The sequence below is a fragment of the Amycolatopsis roodepoortensis genome, from assembly GCF_024628825.1.
GTDB lineage: Bacteria > Actinomycetota > Actinomycetes > Mycobacteriales > Pseudonocardiaceae > Amycolatopsis > Amycolatopsis roodepoortensis.
Window position 1 is genome coordinate 5,390,722 of sequence record NZ_CP102415.1, and the last position, 16,412, is coordinate 5,407,133.

Here is a 16,412-nt window from a genome sequence, read left to right on the forward strand (position 1 = left end):
GCGCCCCGAGAACGCGCCCAGAGCGCTTCGCGAACGTCAAGACTCTTCTTCGAACGAATTAGCGCGCCTGTGAGCAAATCAGGGGTGTCCTTGCCGCATGTCTGCGAACGCGGCCAAGTACACTGGGGATGAGCGAGCGTCCGCTCGGGCGAGACGAGGAGAATCAACGCCTGTGACCGAGAACAAGAGCGAGTACAACGCGTCGTCGATCACGGTGCTCGAAGGCCTCGAAGCCGTCCGCAAGCGTCCCGGTATGTACATCGGTTCCACCGGTGAACGCGGCCTCCACCACCTCGTCCAGGAGGTGGTCGACAACTCCGTCGACGAGGCGATGGCCGGCCACGCGACCAAGGTCGAGGTTACCCTGCTGGCCGACGGCGGGGTGCGCGTCGTGGACGACGGCCGCGGCATCCCGGTCGACATGCACCCCAAGGAGATGAAGCCGACCCTCGAGGTCGTGCTCACCGTGCTCCACGCGGGCGGCAAGTTCGACAGCGACTCCTACGCGGTCTCCGGTGGTCTGCACGGTGTCGGCGTCTCCGTGGTGAACGCGCTCTCGACCAAGCTCGTCGCCGAGGTCAAGTACGGCGGGCGCAGCTGGCGTCAGGTGTACACCGACCAGATCCCCGGTGAGCTGGAGGATCTCGGCCCCGCCGACGAGACCGGCACCACGATCACCTTCTGGGCCGACGGCGACATCTTCGAGACCACGACGTACAACTTCGAGACGATCTCCCGGCGTCTCCAGGAGATGGCCTTCCTCAACAAGGGCCTGACCCTTTCGCTGCGCGACGAGCGCGTCGCCGACGAAGAGACCGAAGCCGACGCTTCCGGCCAGGCGGCGCGGGTCAAGGAGAAGACCTACTGCTACCCGGGCGGTCTCGAAGACTTCGTCAAGCACATCAACGGCAGCAAGGACCCGATCCACGCGTCCGTGATCTCCTTCGAGGCCAAGGGCACCGGCCTCGAGGTCGAGGTCGCCATGCAGTGGAACAACGGCTTCACGCCGTCGGTGTACACCTTCGCCAACACGATCAACACGCACGAGGGCGGCACGCACGAAGAGGGCTTCCGCGCCGCGCTCACCCGCGTCGTCAACGCGTACGCGCGCGAGAAGAAGCTGCTCAAGGAGAAGGACGCCAACCTCTCCGGTGACGACGTGCGCGAGGGGCTCGCCGCGATCGTCTCGATCAAGCTCTCCGAGCCGCAGTTCGAAGGCCAGACCAAGACCAAGCTGGGCAACAGCGAGGCCAAGACGTTCGTGCAGCAGACCTCGAACGAATGGCTGGCCGACTGGTTCGAGCGCAACCCCACCGAGGCGAAGACGATCATCAACAAGTCGATCTCCTCGGCGCAGGCGCGGATGGCCGCCCGCAAGGCGCGCGACCTGGTCCGCCGCAAGGGAGCGCTGGAGATCGGCGGGCTGCCCGGCAAGCTCAAGGACTGCCGCTCGACCAACCCGTCGGAATGCGAGCTCTACATCGTCGAGGGTGACTCGGCGGGCGGTTCGGCCAAGGAAGGCCGCGACTCGATGTACCAGGCGATCCTGCCGATCCGCGGCAAGATCATCAACGTCGAGAAGGCCCGGATCGACCGCGTCCTCAAGAACACCGAGGTCCAGTCGCTGATCACCGCGCTCGGCACCGGTATCCACGAAGAGTTCGACATCGAGAAGCTGCGCTACCACAAGATCGTGCTGATGGCCGACGCCGACGTGGACGGCCAGCACATCACCACGCTGCTGCTCACCTTCCTGTTCCGGTTCATGCCCCCGCTGATCGAGCACGGACACGTGTTCCTCTCGCGCCCGCCGCTGTACAAGATCAAGTGGCCGCGGCAGGACCCGGAGTACGCCTACTCCGACAAGGAACGCGACGCCGTCATCCAGGCGGGTGTCGAGGCAGGCCGGAAGCTGCCGAAGGACGACGCGATCCAGCGCTACAAGGGTCTCGGCGAGATGAACGCCGAAGAGCTGTGGGAGACCACGATGGACCCGGCGAACCGGCTGCTCGGCCAGGTCACCCTGGACGACGCCGCGCAGGCCGACGACCTGTTCTCCGTCCTGATGGGCGAGGACGTCGAAGCGCGCCGCTCCTTCATCACGCGTAACGCCAAGGACGTGCGCTTCCTCGACGTCTAGCGACGTCCCGCTCTTTTGTCCCCTTAGGACTGCTCCCACGAGAAGGACCTCATGACGGAAACCTTGCCGCCGGCTCCGGACCACGACCGGATCGAGCCGGTCGACATCCAGCAGGAGATGCAGCGCTCCTACATCGACTACGCGATGAGCGTCATCGTGTCGCGGGCGCTGCCGGACGTGCGGGACGGCCTCAAGCCGGTGCACCGCCGCGTGCTGTACTCGATGTTCGACTCCGGCTTCCGCCCCGACCGCGGGTACAACAAGTGCTCCCGCGTCGTCGGCGACGTGATGGGCAACTACCACCCGCACGGTGACTCCGCGATCTACGACGCGCTCGTGCGGCTCGCGCAGCCGTGGTCGCTGCGGTACCCGCTGATCGACGGCCAGGGCAACTTCGGTTCCTCGGGTAACGACCCCGCCGCCGCCATGCGGTACACCGAGTCCCGGCTGGCGCATCTCGCGATGCACATGCTGCAGGACATCGAAGAAGAGACCGTCGACTTCTCCGACAACTACGACGGCCGCACCCAGGAGCCCGACGTCCTGCCGTCGCGGTTCCCGAACCTGCTGGTCAACGGCGGTTCCGGGATCGCGGTCGGGATGGCGACCAACATCCCGCCGCACAACCTGCGCGAGGTCGCCGACGGCGTCAAATGGGCGCTGGAGAACTTCGAGGCCAGCGACGACGAGCTGCTCGCCGCGCTGCTGGTCCGGATCAAGGGCCCGGACTTCCCGACCAGGGCGATGATCCTCGGCAACTCCGGGATCGAGGACGCGTACCGCACCGGCCGCGGTTCCGTGCGCATGCGCGCGGTCGTCGAGGTCGAAGAGGACGCCAAGGGCCGCACGATCCTGGTCGTGTCCGAGCTGCCGTACCAGGTCAACCCGGACAACCTGGTCGAGAACATCGCGAACCTGGTCCGCGACGGCAAGCTCACCGGCATCTCCGACATCGCCGACGAGTCCAACAGCCGCAGCGGCATGCGGATCGTCGTCACGATCAAACGTGACGCGGTCGCCAAGGTCGTGCTGAACAACCTGTACAAGCACACCCAGCTGCAGCAGAACTTCGGTGTCAACATGCTGGCCCTGGTCGACGGCGTGCCCCGCACGCTGCGGCTGGACCAGATGATCCGGCACTACGTGAAGCACCAGATCGACGTCATCGTCCGCCGGACCCGCTTCCGGCTGCGCAAGGCCGAGGAACGCGCCCACATCCTGCGCGGTCTGGTCAAGGCGCTGGACATGCTCGACGAGGTCATCGCCCTCATCCGGCGCTCGCCCTCGGCCGAAGAGGCCCGGCCCGCCCTGATGAGCCTGCTGGACGTCGACGAGATCCAGGCCACCGCGATCCTCGACATGCAGCTCCGCCGCCTCGCGGCACTGGAGCGGCAGCGGATCATCGACACCCTCGCCGAGATCGAACTCGAGATCGCCGACCTCAAGGACATCCTCGAGAAGCCCGAGCGGCAGCGCGCGATCATCGCCGAGGAACTGCAGGAGATCGTCGACAAGTACGGCGACGACCGGCGCACCAAGATCATCCCGTTCGACGGCGAGGTCTCGGTCGAAGACCTCATCGCGGTCGAGGACGTCGTCGTCACGATCACCCGCACGGGTTACGCCAAGCGGACGAAAACCGATCTGTACCGCTCGCAGAAACGCGGCGGCAAGGGCGTACAGGGCGCGACCCTCAAACAGGACGACATCGTCCAGCACTTCTTCGTCTGCTCGACGCACGACTGGATCCTGTTCTTCACGAACAAGGGCCGCGTGTACCGGGCGAAGGCGTACGACCTGCCCGAGGCCAACCGCAACGCGCGCGGCCAGCACGTCGCGAACCTGCTCGCGTTCCAGCCCGACGAGCAGATCGCCCAGGTCATCGAGATCCCGAACTACGAGGTCGCCCCGTACCTCGTGCTCGCGACCCGCCGCGGCCTGGTGAAGAAGACCAAGCTCACCGACTTCGACTCCAACCGCGCCGGCGGCCTCATCGCCGTCAACCTGCGCGAAGGCGACGAACTGGTCGGCGCGGTCCTCGCGGCCGCCGAGGACGACCTGCTCCTCGTCTCCGCGGAAGGCCAGTCGATCCGCTTCCACGCCACCGACGAGGCCCTGCGTCCCATGGGCCGCGCGACGTCCGGTGTGCTGGGCATGCGGTTCAACGACGGCGACGAACTGCTCGGCATCAACGTCGTCCAGCCGGACCGGTTCCTCCTCGTCGCCACCGCCGGCGGCTACGCCAAGCGCACGCCGACCGACGACTACCCGGTGCAAGGCCGCGGCGGCAAGGGTGTGCTCACCATTCAGTACGACCAGAAACGTGGCAGGCTGGTGGGCGCGGTCATCGTCGACGCCGAAGACGAGCTGTACGCGATCACCTCCAGCGGCGGGGTGATCCGGACTTCGGCCGGACAGGTGCGCAAGGCAGGCAGGCAGACGAAGGGAGTGCGGCTGATGAATCTCGACGAAGGAACAACTCTTCTCGCGGTCGCACGCAACGCGGACGAGCCCTCGGACGTCGCCACTGCAGGTAGTACTGAAGGAGAAGAAACCCCGGCGTCGGAGCAGGAGTAGACGACGCCCCACGTACTGGGTAAGGACTGACACCTCGTGACACCATCCGAGAAGCCCGAAGCAGGCGGCGCACAGGCGGGTTCGTCGAGCCCGCCCTGGCAGCGCGACAGCGGCGCCGGGGAACCCGAAGGCTCCAGCGAGCAGACGGTCTCGGTGTCTTCGGTCGCCACCGAAGACGTGGCCCACTCGGACCCGAAGCGGGACGCGACGACCGTGACCGACTATCACGGGGTCAGCGGCACAGCCGCGAAGAGGCTTTTCGGCGACAGCGGAGAGGGCGACCCCGCCCCCTCCGCCATCCCGTCGGCCTCCCGCACCCGTGCCGCGCCGACCGCCCTCCGCCGCCCCGGCCGCGGACCGCGTCGCGCCAGCCTGCAGATCAAACGCTTCGACCCCTGGTCGGTGCTGAAACTGTCCCTCGTCCTCGGCGTCGCGCTGTTCTTCGTGTGGCTCGTCGCCGTCGGCGTCCTCTACACCGTCCTCGACGGCATGGGCGTCTGGGACAAACTCAACGGGACCTACTCGTCGCTCGTCGGCGGCGAAGGGGCCGACGCGCCGGCCGACCCGTTGATCAGCGCCGGCCGCGTCTTCGGGATCGCGGCCATCCTCGGCGCCATCAACATCGTGCTGATCTCGGCGCTGGCCACCGTCAGCGCCTTCATCTACAACGTCTCCGCCGACCTCGCCGGAGGCCTGGAAGTGACCCTTTCCGAACGAGAGTGACCCGGTTGCAGGGCGCCGGAAGGCGTCCTGTAATCTTCTCCTCGTTCGGGCCCATAGCTCAGGCGGTTAGAGCGCTTCGCTGATAACGAAGAGGTCCCAGGTTCAAGTCCTGGTGGGCCCACTCCGAAAGCCGGTTCGCGATTCTCGCGGGTCGGCTTTTTCGCTACCCGGCTGCTTCTCGTTCGGCCAGGAACTCGAAGAGCAGTTCGGAGACGCGTACCTCCTGCTCGGGTGTGATGTCCAGCCGGTCCAGTCTTCCGGTAGCGCGAGGTGGCCGAGGTCATGCGTGCCACGGGAGTGTTCCGTGGCGTGCCCGTGTTGAGACTGGTGGACCCTGCCGGCCTTCTCTTCCCGGCAGGGTCTTCGGTTCCACGTGGAACGTCGGGCAGCGGGCGTCCGGAGAACGGCGTGCAGTAGCATCGGTGGGTAAGCGGAGCAACTCGGCGGAAAGAGGGGGCTTCTGATGAAGAAGCTGTTGGCACTCGCGGTCATCGCGGGCGGCGTGCTGTTCGTGATCAAGCGCAACAAGGCAGCCAAGGCCGAGGCCGACCTCTGGCGTGAGGCCACCGCTCCCACCGAGCGCCCCCTGGGATCCGCTTCCACGAACGGAAGCGCTCCGGCCAAGGCCGCGGACGCGTCCCGCAACAACTGATTTCGGCGCGGGCGGTTATCATGATCGCCTGCGACCCGGGGCTGTAGCTCAATTGGTAGAGCACCGCCTTTGCAAGGCGGGGGTCAGGGGTTCGATTCCCCTCAGCTCCACACTGGGATCCACGAAGGCCACCCGTACTCCGGGTGGTCTTTTCGTTTCCGGGCAGAATGCGCGCATGGGTGTGCTCTTCGACTACTTCGCCGCGCCGGACGACGACGCCGCGGCCACCACGATCGACCTCGTCGGCGGCCCGGACGAGGCGTCCTTCCCGACCGTCGCGCTCAAAGGTGTGGACCCGTTCGTGCAAATGGGCACGCTGGAATCCCTGCTCACCGGTGCCGACTACGAGACCGTCATCGGCCGCGCCATCGAACCTGTCGCCATGGCCGACGGTGGCTCGCGCCTGGTCGTCGCGCTGACCGGCGAGCTGACCGCCGCGTTGTCCGATGCCGATGAGGGACGCCTGCGCGAGGTGGCCGAGCCCTGGTCCCGGACCGAGGAGTTCGGTGGTCAGGCCGATCCCGCCGACCTGGTCACCATGCTGACCGGCCTCGCGGAGCTCGCCCGCACCGCGAGGACCAGGGGTGATCGCCTCTACTGCTGGGTCTGCGTCTGAGTGGTGACGTTCGTCACCGTACGCGGATGACAAAGTCTTGCGCCCAGCCAAGTCAACGCTGCTTACATGGGGGTGGAATCCGGACAGCGAGGTGAACATGGTCAGTTTCGAAACCGACCTCGACGATCTCAGGTTGTCGAGCAAGGAACTGCAGAAGGCCGCGGACATAGTCGGTACCGCCCATACCGGCGTGCGAGGGCAGGACGTGCCCGCGCCCGACCCGGTCACGGGAGCCCTTCTCCCCAGCCTTTTCGCGCCCGACACCGCGTTCGGGAAGACCCTGGGCATGCGCGGGGTTTCGGCGGCGTACGAGGAACACCGCCAGGCCGTCGAGAAGATGCTCGCGAAACTGCACCGCAGCACGCAGGACGCCTCCCGTGCCCTGGAACGGGTCGCCGAACTTTACGAATCGGTGGACGAGGACAACAAGCAGCGAGTGAACCGCGCTGCGTATGGGAACCAGGGGTAGCGGCGTGGACGGGTACTTCAACGCGCTGGACGAGGAGAACGACTCCGGATTCGGCGACCACAGCAAACTCCTCGAGGGCATCTCCCACGACCTCACCGCGGGGGCGGAAAAGGCCTACACGGCATTGGACCTCCTCTACCCGCCGTTCTTCGGCAGCGACGTCGATTTGAGCGGCGGCCTGAAGGAACAGGTCCGCGACTTCTTCATCGAGTTCTCCGAGGCGGAACTCGTCGGCGAGAACAGCCTGCAGACCATGATCGAGGCCTACGAAGGCCTCTGGAACGCTTTCCAGGACACGAAAGCGCCGCTCGACCGGTCCTTGGTCCTGCTGCTCAAGTGGCGTGGTGAAGGCGCCGAGACCGCCAAGAGTTACATCCAGGGTCTCGTGAACACCTATTCCCGCGTGGGCACCAAACTCACGGTGCTGGAAGCCGACATCGTGGCCGCGCGGGACGCCATCGCGACCGCGCGCGCCGACCTGAGCAATCTCGCCGCCGCTTTCCTGACCGCGGCGGAAAAGTATCGGGACGATCAGGAACGCCAAGACGAATCCGCCTTGACGAAGGCGTTGGCGGCGGGTTTCGCCGGTGCTGTCGCGGCTTTGCTCGTCGCGGCCGTGCCGCCCGCCGGAGCCGCCCTCACCGCGGCGACGTTCTTCACCACCGCGAACGGGGTCCAGGTCGCCGGTGCGGCTGCCGGTGCCGGGCTCTCGACCCTGATCTCCGAGAACGCCTCGATCGTCGGGGACAGCCCCGAAATGATCTACAACAGCTTCCACGACGGTGTGGTCAACCTCCGTGAAGCCATGTTCCGCGCGGCGGAGTCGCTGATCTCGAAGATCCACACCGAGATCAACAACCTGCCGATCATCCCCGAACCGCCGGACGTCAGCCCGGGTGAGACGTTCGACCCCGGCAACTTCGAAACGGAGAACACCGACAAGGGAACGGAAAAGCGGGTCCGGGACAAGAACGTCGACATCTCGAACGACGGCAAGTTCCAGGAACCGCCGATGGAACTTTCCCCGCTGCCGACCGATTGACGGAGGATCGTGGCTGACAAACCAGCGGCCAAGAAGCCACCAGCCGACCGGCAAGCGATGCTCGAGGCGCTGGCCGCCCTGTCGGTGGACGCGTCCTCGCCGGACGGTGCCGTTTCCGTTTCGGTCAACACCGACGGCGTGATGACGCGGCTCAGGGTGAGCGAAGCCGTATCGCGGATGTCGCCCGCCGAGATCGCGGACACCGTCATGCGGACCTACCAGGAGGCGCAGCAAGGTTCCGCGAAACGCAGTGCGGAACTGATGGCGCCGATCGGTAACGCCGGCTACATCTCCGACAGGCTCCGCTGGCGGCTCGGCTTCACCCCTTCGCTCCAGCAGGAAGGGGAAACCGTCACGCCATCGGCGCCGGTGTCTCGCCGTCCGGCGGCGGGCGCCGACAACGTGGTGCTCAAGGACCGTTCGGAAGAACCCGCGGGGCCCGCCGAGGACGAGGTGCCCGAGCCGGCCGAATCCGACGATCAGTACTACGAGCAAGGCCTGCGATACCGGCCTTCCTGGTAGTACGGCGTGCATGCCGGCCCGGCGACGGAGATCATCCGCCGCCGGGCCGGTGACAGGCATCGTGCGCGTTCACCGTGTGTTTCGAGCAAGCCAGGTGAAGGTCCACCGGTAGAAGGCCTGCGCGGCGAGGCTGGTGTTGATCGAATGACCGCTGCCCCGCACGATCTCGTCGGCGCCGCAGTCGCCGCTTCCGCAGACCAGGGTGTCGTGTTCGCCGAGTACGTACGCCGTCGGCACCTTCGGCGCCGCTCGGTTCGCCGCGCCGGGCCCCACCGAGCGGAGTTCGGCCGACGCCAGCGTGTCCTTGAGGGCTTCTTCGACGGGAATGATCGCCGGGTCGTACGTGCCGGGGTGGTGGAAGGTCCGCGCGCGAGTGCCGGGGACTGTCGTGAAATAGCCGCGGGCCCAAGGCTTTCCGGCGAACTTCGGGTCCAGTTCGGCCGGGTGGAACGGCGACGCGGCCTCGGTCCGTGCGCCGGGCCGGACCCGGGGGATGCCACTGACGATCACGGCGTCGACACCGCCCCGTCCGGCGGCCCGTTCCGCGACCAGTCCGCCCATGGAATGTCCATTGAGGACGATCGTGCGGAACCGCGGACGCAGCTGCCGGACGACCTGGTGGACGGCCTCACCGCCGGCTTCGAAGTCGAGGGTTTCCGGATCCGGGCGGCTGCTGCGGCCGTACCCGAGCCTGTCGAGGTTGAGCGTCGCGTAACCCGCGCGGGTCGCACTGTCCACATAGGAATAACGACGCGGCTGGTAGGGCCAGTCCCAGTAGTCGCGGTCGTAGGTCCCGCCGTGCAACAGGACCTGCACCGGCGTGCGCGGGGTGAGCTTCCCCCGGACACAGAATTCGCCGGCGATCGTCTGGCGTTCGCCGTGCACCTGGACCGCGAAGCGTTGTTCGGCGCAGCGGGCCGGTCTTTCCGCGGCGGTCGCCGTCGTGATCCCGGTCAGGGAAAGGAGCGTGGTGAGCAGAGCGGCTTTCGCGATGAGTTTCATGGCGAAAGCGTCGCTCCCGGGCCCGGGTCGCGTCGTCGTGCCGGTGTGGGGATCCGCGGCTACGTCAGGCGCGCACCATCCCGCTCTGGTAGGCGAAGACCACGAGCTGGGCCCGGTCGCGGGCGTGGACCTTGGTCATCGCCCGGCTTACGTGGGTCCGCACGGTCGCCGCGCTGATCACGAACTCGCGCGCGATCTCTTCGTTCGACATCCCTTGCGCGACGCGAAGGACGACTTCGTGCTCTCGTTCGGTGAACGCCGAGCCGTCGGCACGGGGCAGCGCCGGTGACGGCCGGGCGGTGAATTCCGCGATCAGCCGCCTGGTCACGCTCGGGGAGAGGAGCGCGTCTCCCGCCGCCACGACGCGGACCGCCTGGATCAGATCGGCGGGCCTGGTGTGCTTGAGCAGGAAGCCGCTCGCTCCGGCGCGCAGCGCGTCGAAGACGTATTCGTCGAGGTCGAACGTTGTCAGCATGAGGACGCGGACACCGGAAAGCCGTTCGTCCGCCATGATCCGGCGGGTGGCCTCCAGCCCGTCCGTCCCCGGCATCCGGATGTCCATCAGCACGACGTCGGGCACGGTCTCCGCGACGACGGCGACGGCCGTCTCGCCGTCGTCCGCTTCCCCCACCACGGTGATCCCGGCTTCCGCCCGGAGCAGCGCCGCGAATCCGGACCGCACGAGCAGCTGGTCGTCGGCGAGCACCACCCTGATCACGGCCATCGCGCGCTCACCCGGAACCTCCCGTCCTCACGGCCCGCGCTCAGTGTGCCGCCGGTCGCCCTGGCGCGTTCACCCATTCCCGTGATCCCCGCGCCGGGAACATCCGGACCAGACGCGTGGATCTCGTTGAACACATCGAGCCGCACGCCGTTCTCGTCGGCCCGCACCGTCACCTCGGCGGACGGCGCACCGTGTTTCGCGGCGTTCGTCAGGGATTCCTGGAGGATCCGGTACACCGCGCCGCCGACCGGCTGCCCGATACCGGGAGCGTCGAGGTCCAGCGTGACGGCCAGGCCCGCCTGGTTCGCCGACGCGACCAGCGCGGGAATGTCCGCCACGCCCGGCGCCGGCCGGAGCGGGGCCGAGTCCTCACGCAGCAGCCGCACCATCGCGTTCAGTTCGTCCAGGATCGTGCCGCTGACCGTGCGGACGACCCCGAGCGCTTCCTTCGCCACTTCCGGGTGATCGTCGATCACGTGCTCGGCCATTCCCGACTGGACGTTGATGACCGCCATCGCGTGGCCGACGCTGTCGTGCAGATCCTGGGCGATGCGCAGCCGCTCGCCGAGGACGCGCTCGCGTTCCGCCCGTTCGGCGGCCGCGGCCCGCTCACGCCGCGCTCGGAGCGCGTCGGCCGCGAAGACCGCGAAGCCTGCCCAGCCGACGAAGACCAGATCGAGGACGCCCGCCCCGCCGGTGGTCAAGTTCGCGCCGACGACTATCACCGCCATACCGCCCGCGACGGCGTACGCGAGCCGCCGCGGGCGAAGGGTTCCGAGCGCGAACAGCGGTACGAGACCGGCGAACAACACCGGACCGTCGGGATAGTCGATCCCCAGGTAGAGCAGCAGCGCAAACGCTTCCGTCCCGGCCGCGGCCACCGGGAGCCGCCACGCGACGGCGAGCGCGAGACAAGCGAGCGAGACGACCGCGAAGCCGAACGCGTCGACCGGGCGTTCCCCGAGGCCGGGTTCGAGATTCGCCGTGCCGACGACGAGCAGCGCGCTCACCGCGAGCCAAGCGGCGACGGCCCCGCTCCTGATCAGCCACTTCACCCGCTCAGTCTGCCGAAACCGGCTGCCGGGCGCGTCCGCGTTCCGTGGAGCCCGTCTACGTCAGATGTGCAGGAGCCGCTCGTCGAGGCCGGCCAGATAGTCGCGGCCGAACTCGCCGTTCTCGAGGTCGCGCCACAGCGACGGCGGCAGATCCTGTGCCACCTCGGGCGAGCGTGACGCGGCGGCGAGCGCGATCGTCGCGACGGTGTCGACGTCGCCGGTGAGCGCGACGGCGGCGTGGAGCATCCGGGCGAGTCCTCCGCCGCCGGTCAACACGGTCAGCGCGGCGCGCACGCTCATCCAGCCTTGCGGCCCGACCTTGCCCGACCACGGCGACGCCCAGCCGCCGTGCCCGACGTCCTCCGGAAGGATCCCGTCGATCCACCTCGCGACCTCGGTGAGCGGACCCACCCGATGGTGGCAATAGTGGACGGCCAGCGCGGCGGCCTGCGCCGCGGCGATCCCGGCCGGGGTGTCGTGGGTGATCCTGGCCTGCAGTTTCGCGTGGTAGAGGACGTCGTCGACGGTCGGCAGGAGCCCGATCGGCCCGGCGCGCATGGCCGCCCCGCTCTTGTCGCTCTGCGGGTGAAGCCGCCGTAGCAGCTCTTCGCCGTCGCGGACCTCGCTGAGCAGCTGATGGAAGCGCGGCGCGTAGCCGTCGTGCGGATCGCGGTGGTAGGCCCGCACGAACTGCTCGGCGAGCAGCAGCGGCGTCCATCGCTGTCCCGACACGAGCACTTCGGCGATCGCGATCGTCATCTGCGTGTCGTCGGTGTAGCGACCCGCCTGGGCACCGGGCTGCGCCACGTAACCGGCCAGCGTGTTGTGCTCGGCCACGAAGCCCGGGTACGCGTGCTCGAAGGAGCCTCCGTACGCGTCGCCGATGGCCAGTTCGACCAGCATGCCGTCATCGTGCCAGGCCGCGGGGTGCCGCCTAACGTGGAGTCATGGCGACCGACAAGCTGCGCGCGTGGTGGGCACATCGGCAGGGGCTCGACGGAACGCTGCACGGGTCGTCGGCGGCCGCGGTGCTGGAGCGGACCGGCTGGATGCGCTCGGTCGGCGGATCGGCGCCCTATCTCGGGCTGTTCGCCAGAGCCCGCCTCGATCGCGAGACGGTCGACGCGGACGTCGCGCAGCTCGCCATCCACGAACTGCCTTCGGCACGTGGCTGCACCTACGTCCTGCCGTCGGCGGATTTCGAACTCGGCCTGACGGTCGGCGCCGCGGCGCCCGCCGGCGAACTCGCGGCCGCGGAGAAATACCTCGGCGTCACGCAGGCCGAGATCGAGCAACTGTGCGTCACCGTCGCCGATCTGCTCGACGGCGAACCGCTCTCTCCGGCCGCGATCAAGGAGGCCGCCGGACCGGCGGTGCGCAATCTCGGGGAGGCGGGCCGCAAACGCGGGACCACCACGACGTTGCCGCTCGCGCTCGGTCTGCTCCAGGCCCGCGGCGACATCCGGCGGGTCCCCGTCACCGGACGGCTGGACCAGCAGCGCTACGGCTACGTTCGCTGGACGCCGTCCCCGCGCGGCGCACTGTCCGATATGGACACCGCGCGGACCGAACTCGCCCGGCGGTACTTCTCGTGGGCCGCCCCGGCGTCGCTGAAGCATTTCCGCTGGTTCTCCGGTTTCACCGCGGCCAGTGCGAAGAAGATCGCGGAACAGCTGGAACTAGTGTCGCTCGACGGCACCGATCTCTTGCTGCCCAAGGAGATCGCCGACGAGTTCGCCGCGTTCACCGTGCCGTCCGAGCCGTCGTACGCGCTGCTCGCCGGGATCGACGGCATCCACCTGCTGCACCGAGAGATGCCGCGGCTGCTCGCCGACGCCGACGTCGAACGGCCGGTACCCGGAGGCCGGGCGGGGGAGACGCTGGGCGGGCAGGCGGACCCGCCGAGTCACGTCATCGTCGACCGGGGCCGCATCGCCGGCCTGTGGGAGTTCGACACCGAGACGGGCAAGATCGTCCACCGGTTCTTCGGCGACGAGGACGCCGCGCTGCGCGAGACGATCGCGCGGACCGAGGAATTCGTCCGTGACCAACTGGGCGACGCCCGGAGCTTCAGCTTGGATTCGCCGAAGAGCCGGGCGTCGCGAGTGGCCGATCTCAGGCTTTCGCCTCGTTGATCAGGATGTCGACCGCCTTGTCGTTGCGGGCGGTCTGCTCCGGGATCACCGAAGCGGGCGGGTAGAAGCCGTCGATCCCGCCGTCCTTCGGGTACATCTCGAAGGTGTAGCTGAGGATCTTGTGCTTGCCCCAAGCCCAGTCGTTGACGTCGCCGTCGGTGACGTACAGATCGCTGGACTGCTCCGGCGTGTAGCCGTTGGTGGCGGCCATCTGCTTGCCGACGTCGGCGAAACGCTTCGCTTCCTCTTCGTTCAGGCCCGTGTCGGTGTCGGCCTTCGTGTAGCCGTACGGCCAGAGCACCAGTTCCGAGAAGGTGTGGAAGTCGATGTGCGTCTTGATCTGCTGCGCGCCACCGACCACGCGGGAGTCGACGAAGTCCGCGACCGCCTTGGTCTCGGGCTCGGAGAACGCCGACGGGCCGTGGTAGTCCTCGGCGGACGGGCTGTTGCTCGAACCGCCGCAGCAGTTCCACTTGTAGTCCCAGTTGCGGTTCGGGTCGGTGCCGATCGCGCTGCTGCCCGGCACGGGCTTCCGCGTCTTGCGCCAGCCCTGGTACTCGCCACCGGTGATGTCGTACTCGGAGCCGTCCGGGTTGACGTTCGGGATCACGTAGATCTCGTGCTCGTCGACCATCTTCTTGATGGCCGCGTCGGTCGCGTAGCCGCTGGTGAACCGCTGCACGATCCGCAGGCACATCTCGGTGGTGAGGTGTTCGCGCGCGTGCTGGTTGCAGGTGAACAGGACCTCGGGCTCGTTCTCGTCCGTGCCCGCGTTGTCGCTGATCTTCAGCAGGTTCAGCTCACGGCCCTCGTGGGACTTGCCGATGCTGGACAGCGTCGCGATGCCGCCGTGGTCCTTCGCGGTCTTCTGCAGCTCAGCGGTCGTTTCGGCGTAGGTGTGGTACGCCTCGTCGCCCGGCGGGAAGTCGCCGGCGACCGCCGCGGTGCCCGCACGGGCGCTCCGCTGTTTCAGCATGCTGTCGAAGTCGCCGAGCTGCTTCAGGCCGAAGCCGTTGGCGCGCAGGGCCGCGGCCTGTCCCGGCGTGGCGACGACGGTCAGCGCGCCGCCCCGCGAACCCGCGACGTCGACGCCGGTACGGGCGACCGCGGTGCGTTTGTCCGGCGTGGACGCGCCCTCCACCGAGTACAGCCCTCTCGCCGGGTCGCCGGTCTGGGCGCTCGCGACGGGCGTCGTGACGGCCAGCAGGGCGAGCCCGGTGGCGGCCAAGGCGCCCCCGATGCGACGGCGTGTGGACATTTCGCCTCCGAACGATCTGGGGACAAGGTGGCCTTCACCGTCGCCGAGGTGAATCATCCACGACAACCCGACGATCGTCGTTCCCAGTTACCGTTTACGGCCAGAGGCGCTCTTTGCGCCAGCTTCCGTCCTCGCGCCGGTAGCGGAGCCGCTTGTGCCGCCGGTCGTGGCTCGCCTGCCAGAACTCCACTTCGGACGGTGTCACCAGGTACCGGGTCCAGGTTTCCGGTGCCACACCGGGATTCCCGGCGACCCAGCGCTCGGCTTCCGCGGCCGCGCGGTCGAGATCGGCCGGATCTTCGAGCACCTGGGACTGCCTGCCGATGAACGCCTCCACCCGCGACGCCGGCGGCCGGGCGGTGAAATCGGCGGCGGACACCTCGGGGTCGGCGGCCGAGACCGGGCCACGCAGGCGCACCTGACGGCCTCGCCCCGGCCAGAAGAAGGTCAGCGCGGCGAACGGATTCTTCGCCAGCTGGACACCTTTCGGGCTTTCGGAGCTCGTCGCGACCGCCCAGGTGTCCCCGTCGACGTCCTTGAGGATCACCACCCGCGCGTCCGGTACGCCCTCGGTGTCCACTGTGGACAGAGTGACGGCGTGCGGCGCAAGCACGTGTTCGCCCGCTTCTTCGAGCCATTCCAGGAAAAGCTCGCGCGGGGTCGCCGGTGCGGCCTCGGTGTCGAACTCCGGAAGTTCCTCGGGGAACGACGGCCAGCCGCGCAACGTGCGGTTCATCAGTACCCCGGCGGGCGCTGCGGCGGATAGCCGGGCGCGGGCGGCGGATAGTGCGGCGGATGCTGACCCGGCGGCGGACCCTGCGCGGGCGGCGGCCCGACCGGGTACTGCGGCGGCGGTGGCTGCTGCGGCTGCCAACCGGGCGGCGGCTGCTGACCGGGCGGCGGCGGAGGCGGCCCCGGCGGCATGGGCGGCTGCTGGCCCTGCGACTGCGCCCACTGCACCTGCTGATAGACCTCAGCTGGCTGTGGGAAACAGAACGTCAGCTTCGCGTTCACCGACCCCTGCACCGCCGCGCCCCAAAGCTTCCCGCCGACGAACGCGTACATCTGCGCCGCCGAAACGTCGACGGCCACCATGCGCGTTTCGCCGCCGAACTGGTTGCCGGACTTCGCCGACGCGGCCTGCGCGGCGTCCGGGTACACGCGGTCGCCGATCAGCCCGGCGATGACCACCGAAGCGGCCGTCCAGCCGACCGTGCCCATCACGTTCGCGCGCGCGTGCTGTGTCGCCAGCCTGGTGAAGTCGTACAGCGCGGGCGCGGTGACCTCCGGGATCGCCGCGGCGACCACGCAGTAGTTCATCGTCGACATCATCACGGACTCGGTGAACAGGCCCACGACGGCCGCGCTCGGGCCGATCTGGACGGTGTTCAGCCTGCCGCCGCTGCGCTGGATACGCTCTGCGACCGCACCCAGGTACTGCTCCTTGCTGAGCACTGACCCTCCCGAAGACTCCTCGCGCAGCGCCATCGTCGCACG

General features: G+C 68.3%; 16 protein-coding genes and 2 tRNA genes. 11 read left to right on the forward strand and 7 right to left on the reverse strand.

Annotation, left to right across the window (positions count from 1 at the left end; all coding sequences use genetic code 11):
- Nucleotides 1-172 precede the first annotated feature (172 nt).
- From gyrB to NQK81_RS25700, 10 genes are all read left to right on the forward strand, one after another.
- Nucleotides 173-2,140: a DNA topoisomerase (ATP-hydrolyzing) subunit B gene (gene gyrB, locus NQK81_RS25655; protein WP_257483546.1), complete on the forward strand. Its 1,968-nt coding sequence runs from the start codon at nt 173-175 to the stop codon at nt 2,138-2,140.
- 51 nt (nt 2,141-2,191) lie between these two features.
- Nucleotides 2,192-4,717: a DNA gyrase subunit A gene (gyrA, locus tag NQK81_RS25660; protein WP_126734764.1), complete on the forward strand. Its 2,526-nt coding sequence runs from the start codon at nt 2,192-2,194 to the stop codon at nt 4,715-4,717.
- A 36-nt stretch (nt 4,718-4,753) separates the two neighbouring features.
- Nucleotides 4,754-5,440, forward strand: coding sequence for a DUF3566 domain-containing protein (locus NQK81_RS25665; protein WP_125679336.1), 687 nt, complete (start codon nt 4,754-4,756; stop codon nt 5,438-5,440).
- 47 nt (nt 5,441-5,487) lie between these two features.
- Nucleotides 5,488-5,561: transfer RNA gene (locus NQK81_RS25670), tRNA-Ile, on the forward strand.
- A 342-nt stretch (nt 5,562-5,903) separates the two neighbouring features.
- On the forward strand, nt 5,904-6,092 hold the full coding sequence (locus tag NQK81_RS25675; protein WP_034321928.1) for a DLW-39 family protein: 189 nt from the start codon (nt 5,904-5,906) through the stop codon (nt 6,090-6,092).
- Nucleotides 6,093-6,129: 37 nt separating this feature from the next.
- Nucleotides 6,130-6,202 (forward strand) — tRNA-Ala (locus NQK81_RS25680).
- A gap of 65 nt (nt 6,203-6,267) precedes the next feature.
- Nucleotides 6,268-6,708 carry a hypothetical protein gene (locus NQK81_RS25685; RefSeq protein ID WP_257483547.1) on the forward strand — a complete coding sequence of 147 codons (441 nt, stop codon included), beginning with the start codon at nt 6,268-6,270 and terminating at the stop codon, nt 6,706-6,708.
- Between the two features lie 97 nt (nt 6,709-6,805).
- The gene (locus NQK81_RS25690; RefSeq protein WP_126734767.1) at nt 6,806-7,177 is read left to right on the forward strand and encodes a hypothetical protein; all 372 of its coding nucleotides are present in this window, start codon (nt 6,806-6,808) and stop codon (nt 7,175-7,177) included.
- A 4-nt stretch (nt 7,178-7,181) separates the two neighbouring features.
- Nucleotides 7,182-8,219 (forward strand): hypothetical protein, encoded by a 1,038-nt coding sequence (locus NQK81_RS25695; RefSeq protein ID WP_257483548.1) that lies wholly within the window; start codon nt 7,182-7,184, stop codon nt 8,217-8,219.
- A gap of 9 nt (nt 8,220-8,228) precedes the next feature.
- The gene (locus NQK81_RS25700) at nt 8,229-8,741 is read left to right on the forward strand and encodes a YbaB/EbfC family nucleoid-associated protein (RefSeq protein WP_257483549.1); all 513 of its coding nucleotides are present in this window, start codon (nt 8,229-8,231) and stop codon (nt 8,739-8,741) included.
- A gap of 69 nt (nt 8,742-8,810) precedes the next feature.
- Here NQK81_RS25700 and NQK81_RS25705 read toward each other — a convergent pair whose 3' ends face one another.
- From NQK81_RS25705 to NQK81_RS25720, 4 genes are all read right to left on the reverse strand, one after another.
- Entirely contained in the window at nt 8,811-9,743 is a 933-nt protein-coding gene (locus NQK81_RS25705) for an alpha/beta hydrolase (RefSeq protein WP_257483550.1), read from the reverse strand.
- A gap of 64 nt (nt 9,744-9,807) precedes the next feature.
- Complete coding sequence (locus NQK81_RS25710; protein WP_126734770.1) at nt 9,808-10,467, reverse strand: response regulator; 660 nt, start codon at nt 10,465-10,467, stop codon at nt 9,808-9,810.
- The gene (locus NQK81_RS25715) at nt 10,458-11,522 is read right to left on the reverse strand and encodes a sensor histidine kinase (RefSeq protein WP_257483551.1); all 1,065 of its coding nucleotides are present in this window, start codon (nt 11,520-11,522) and stop codon (nt 10,458-10,460) included. Before NQK81_RS25715 ends, NQK81_RS25710 begins: the two co-directional genes overlap by 10 nt.
- Nucleotides 11,523-11,582: 60 nt before the next feature.
- The gene (locus NQK81_RS25720) at nt 11,583-12,425 is read right to left on the reverse strand and encodes an ADP-ribosylglycohydrolase family protein (protein WP_257483552.1); all 843 of its coding nucleotides are present in this window, start codon (nt 12,423-12,425) and stop codon (nt 11,583-11,585) included.
- A gap of 44 nt (nt 12,426-12,469) precedes the next feature.
- On the opposite strand from NQK81_RS25720, the gene NQK81_RS25725 reads away from it, so the two are divergent.
- Nucleotides 12,470-13,657, forward strand: coding sequence for a DNA glycosylase AlkZ-like family protein (locus NQK81_RS25725; RefSeq protein ID WP_257483553.1), 1,188 nt, complete (start codon nt 12,470-12,472; stop codon nt 13,655-13,657).
- Here NQK81_RS25725 and NQK81_RS25730 read toward each other — a convergent pair.
- The 3 genes from NQK81_RS25730 to NQK81_RS25740 all read right to left on the reverse strand — a co-directional run bounded on the left by NQK81_RS25730 (nt 13,638) and on the right by NQK81_RS25740 (nt 16,370).
- Nucleotides 13,638-14,915, reverse strand: coding sequence for a M14 family metallopeptidase (locus NQK81_RS25730; protein WP_257483554.1), 1,278 nt, complete (start codon nt 14,913-14,915; stop codon nt 13,638-13,640). The two genes, NQK81_RS25725 and NQK81_RS25730, sit on opposite strands and share 20 nt — an antisense overlap.
- A gap of 94 nt (nt 14,916-15,009) precedes the next feature.
- Nucleotides 15,010-15,651: a pyridoxine/pyridoxamine 5'-phosphate oxidase gene (locus tag NQK81_RS25735; RefSeq protein ID WP_257483555.1), complete on the reverse strand. Its 642-nt coding sequence runs from the start codon at nt 15,649-15,651 to the stop codon at nt 15,010-15,012.
- A complete protein-coding gene (locus NQK81_RS25740) occupies nt 15,651-16,370 on the reverse strand; it encodes a hypothetical protein (protein WP_257483556.1) in 720 nt (239 codons plus the stop codon). The genes NQK81_RS25735 and NQK81_RS25740 overlap by 1 nt, the downstream gene beginning before the upstream one ends.
- Between the last annotated feature and the right edge of the window lie 42 nt (nt 16,371-16,412).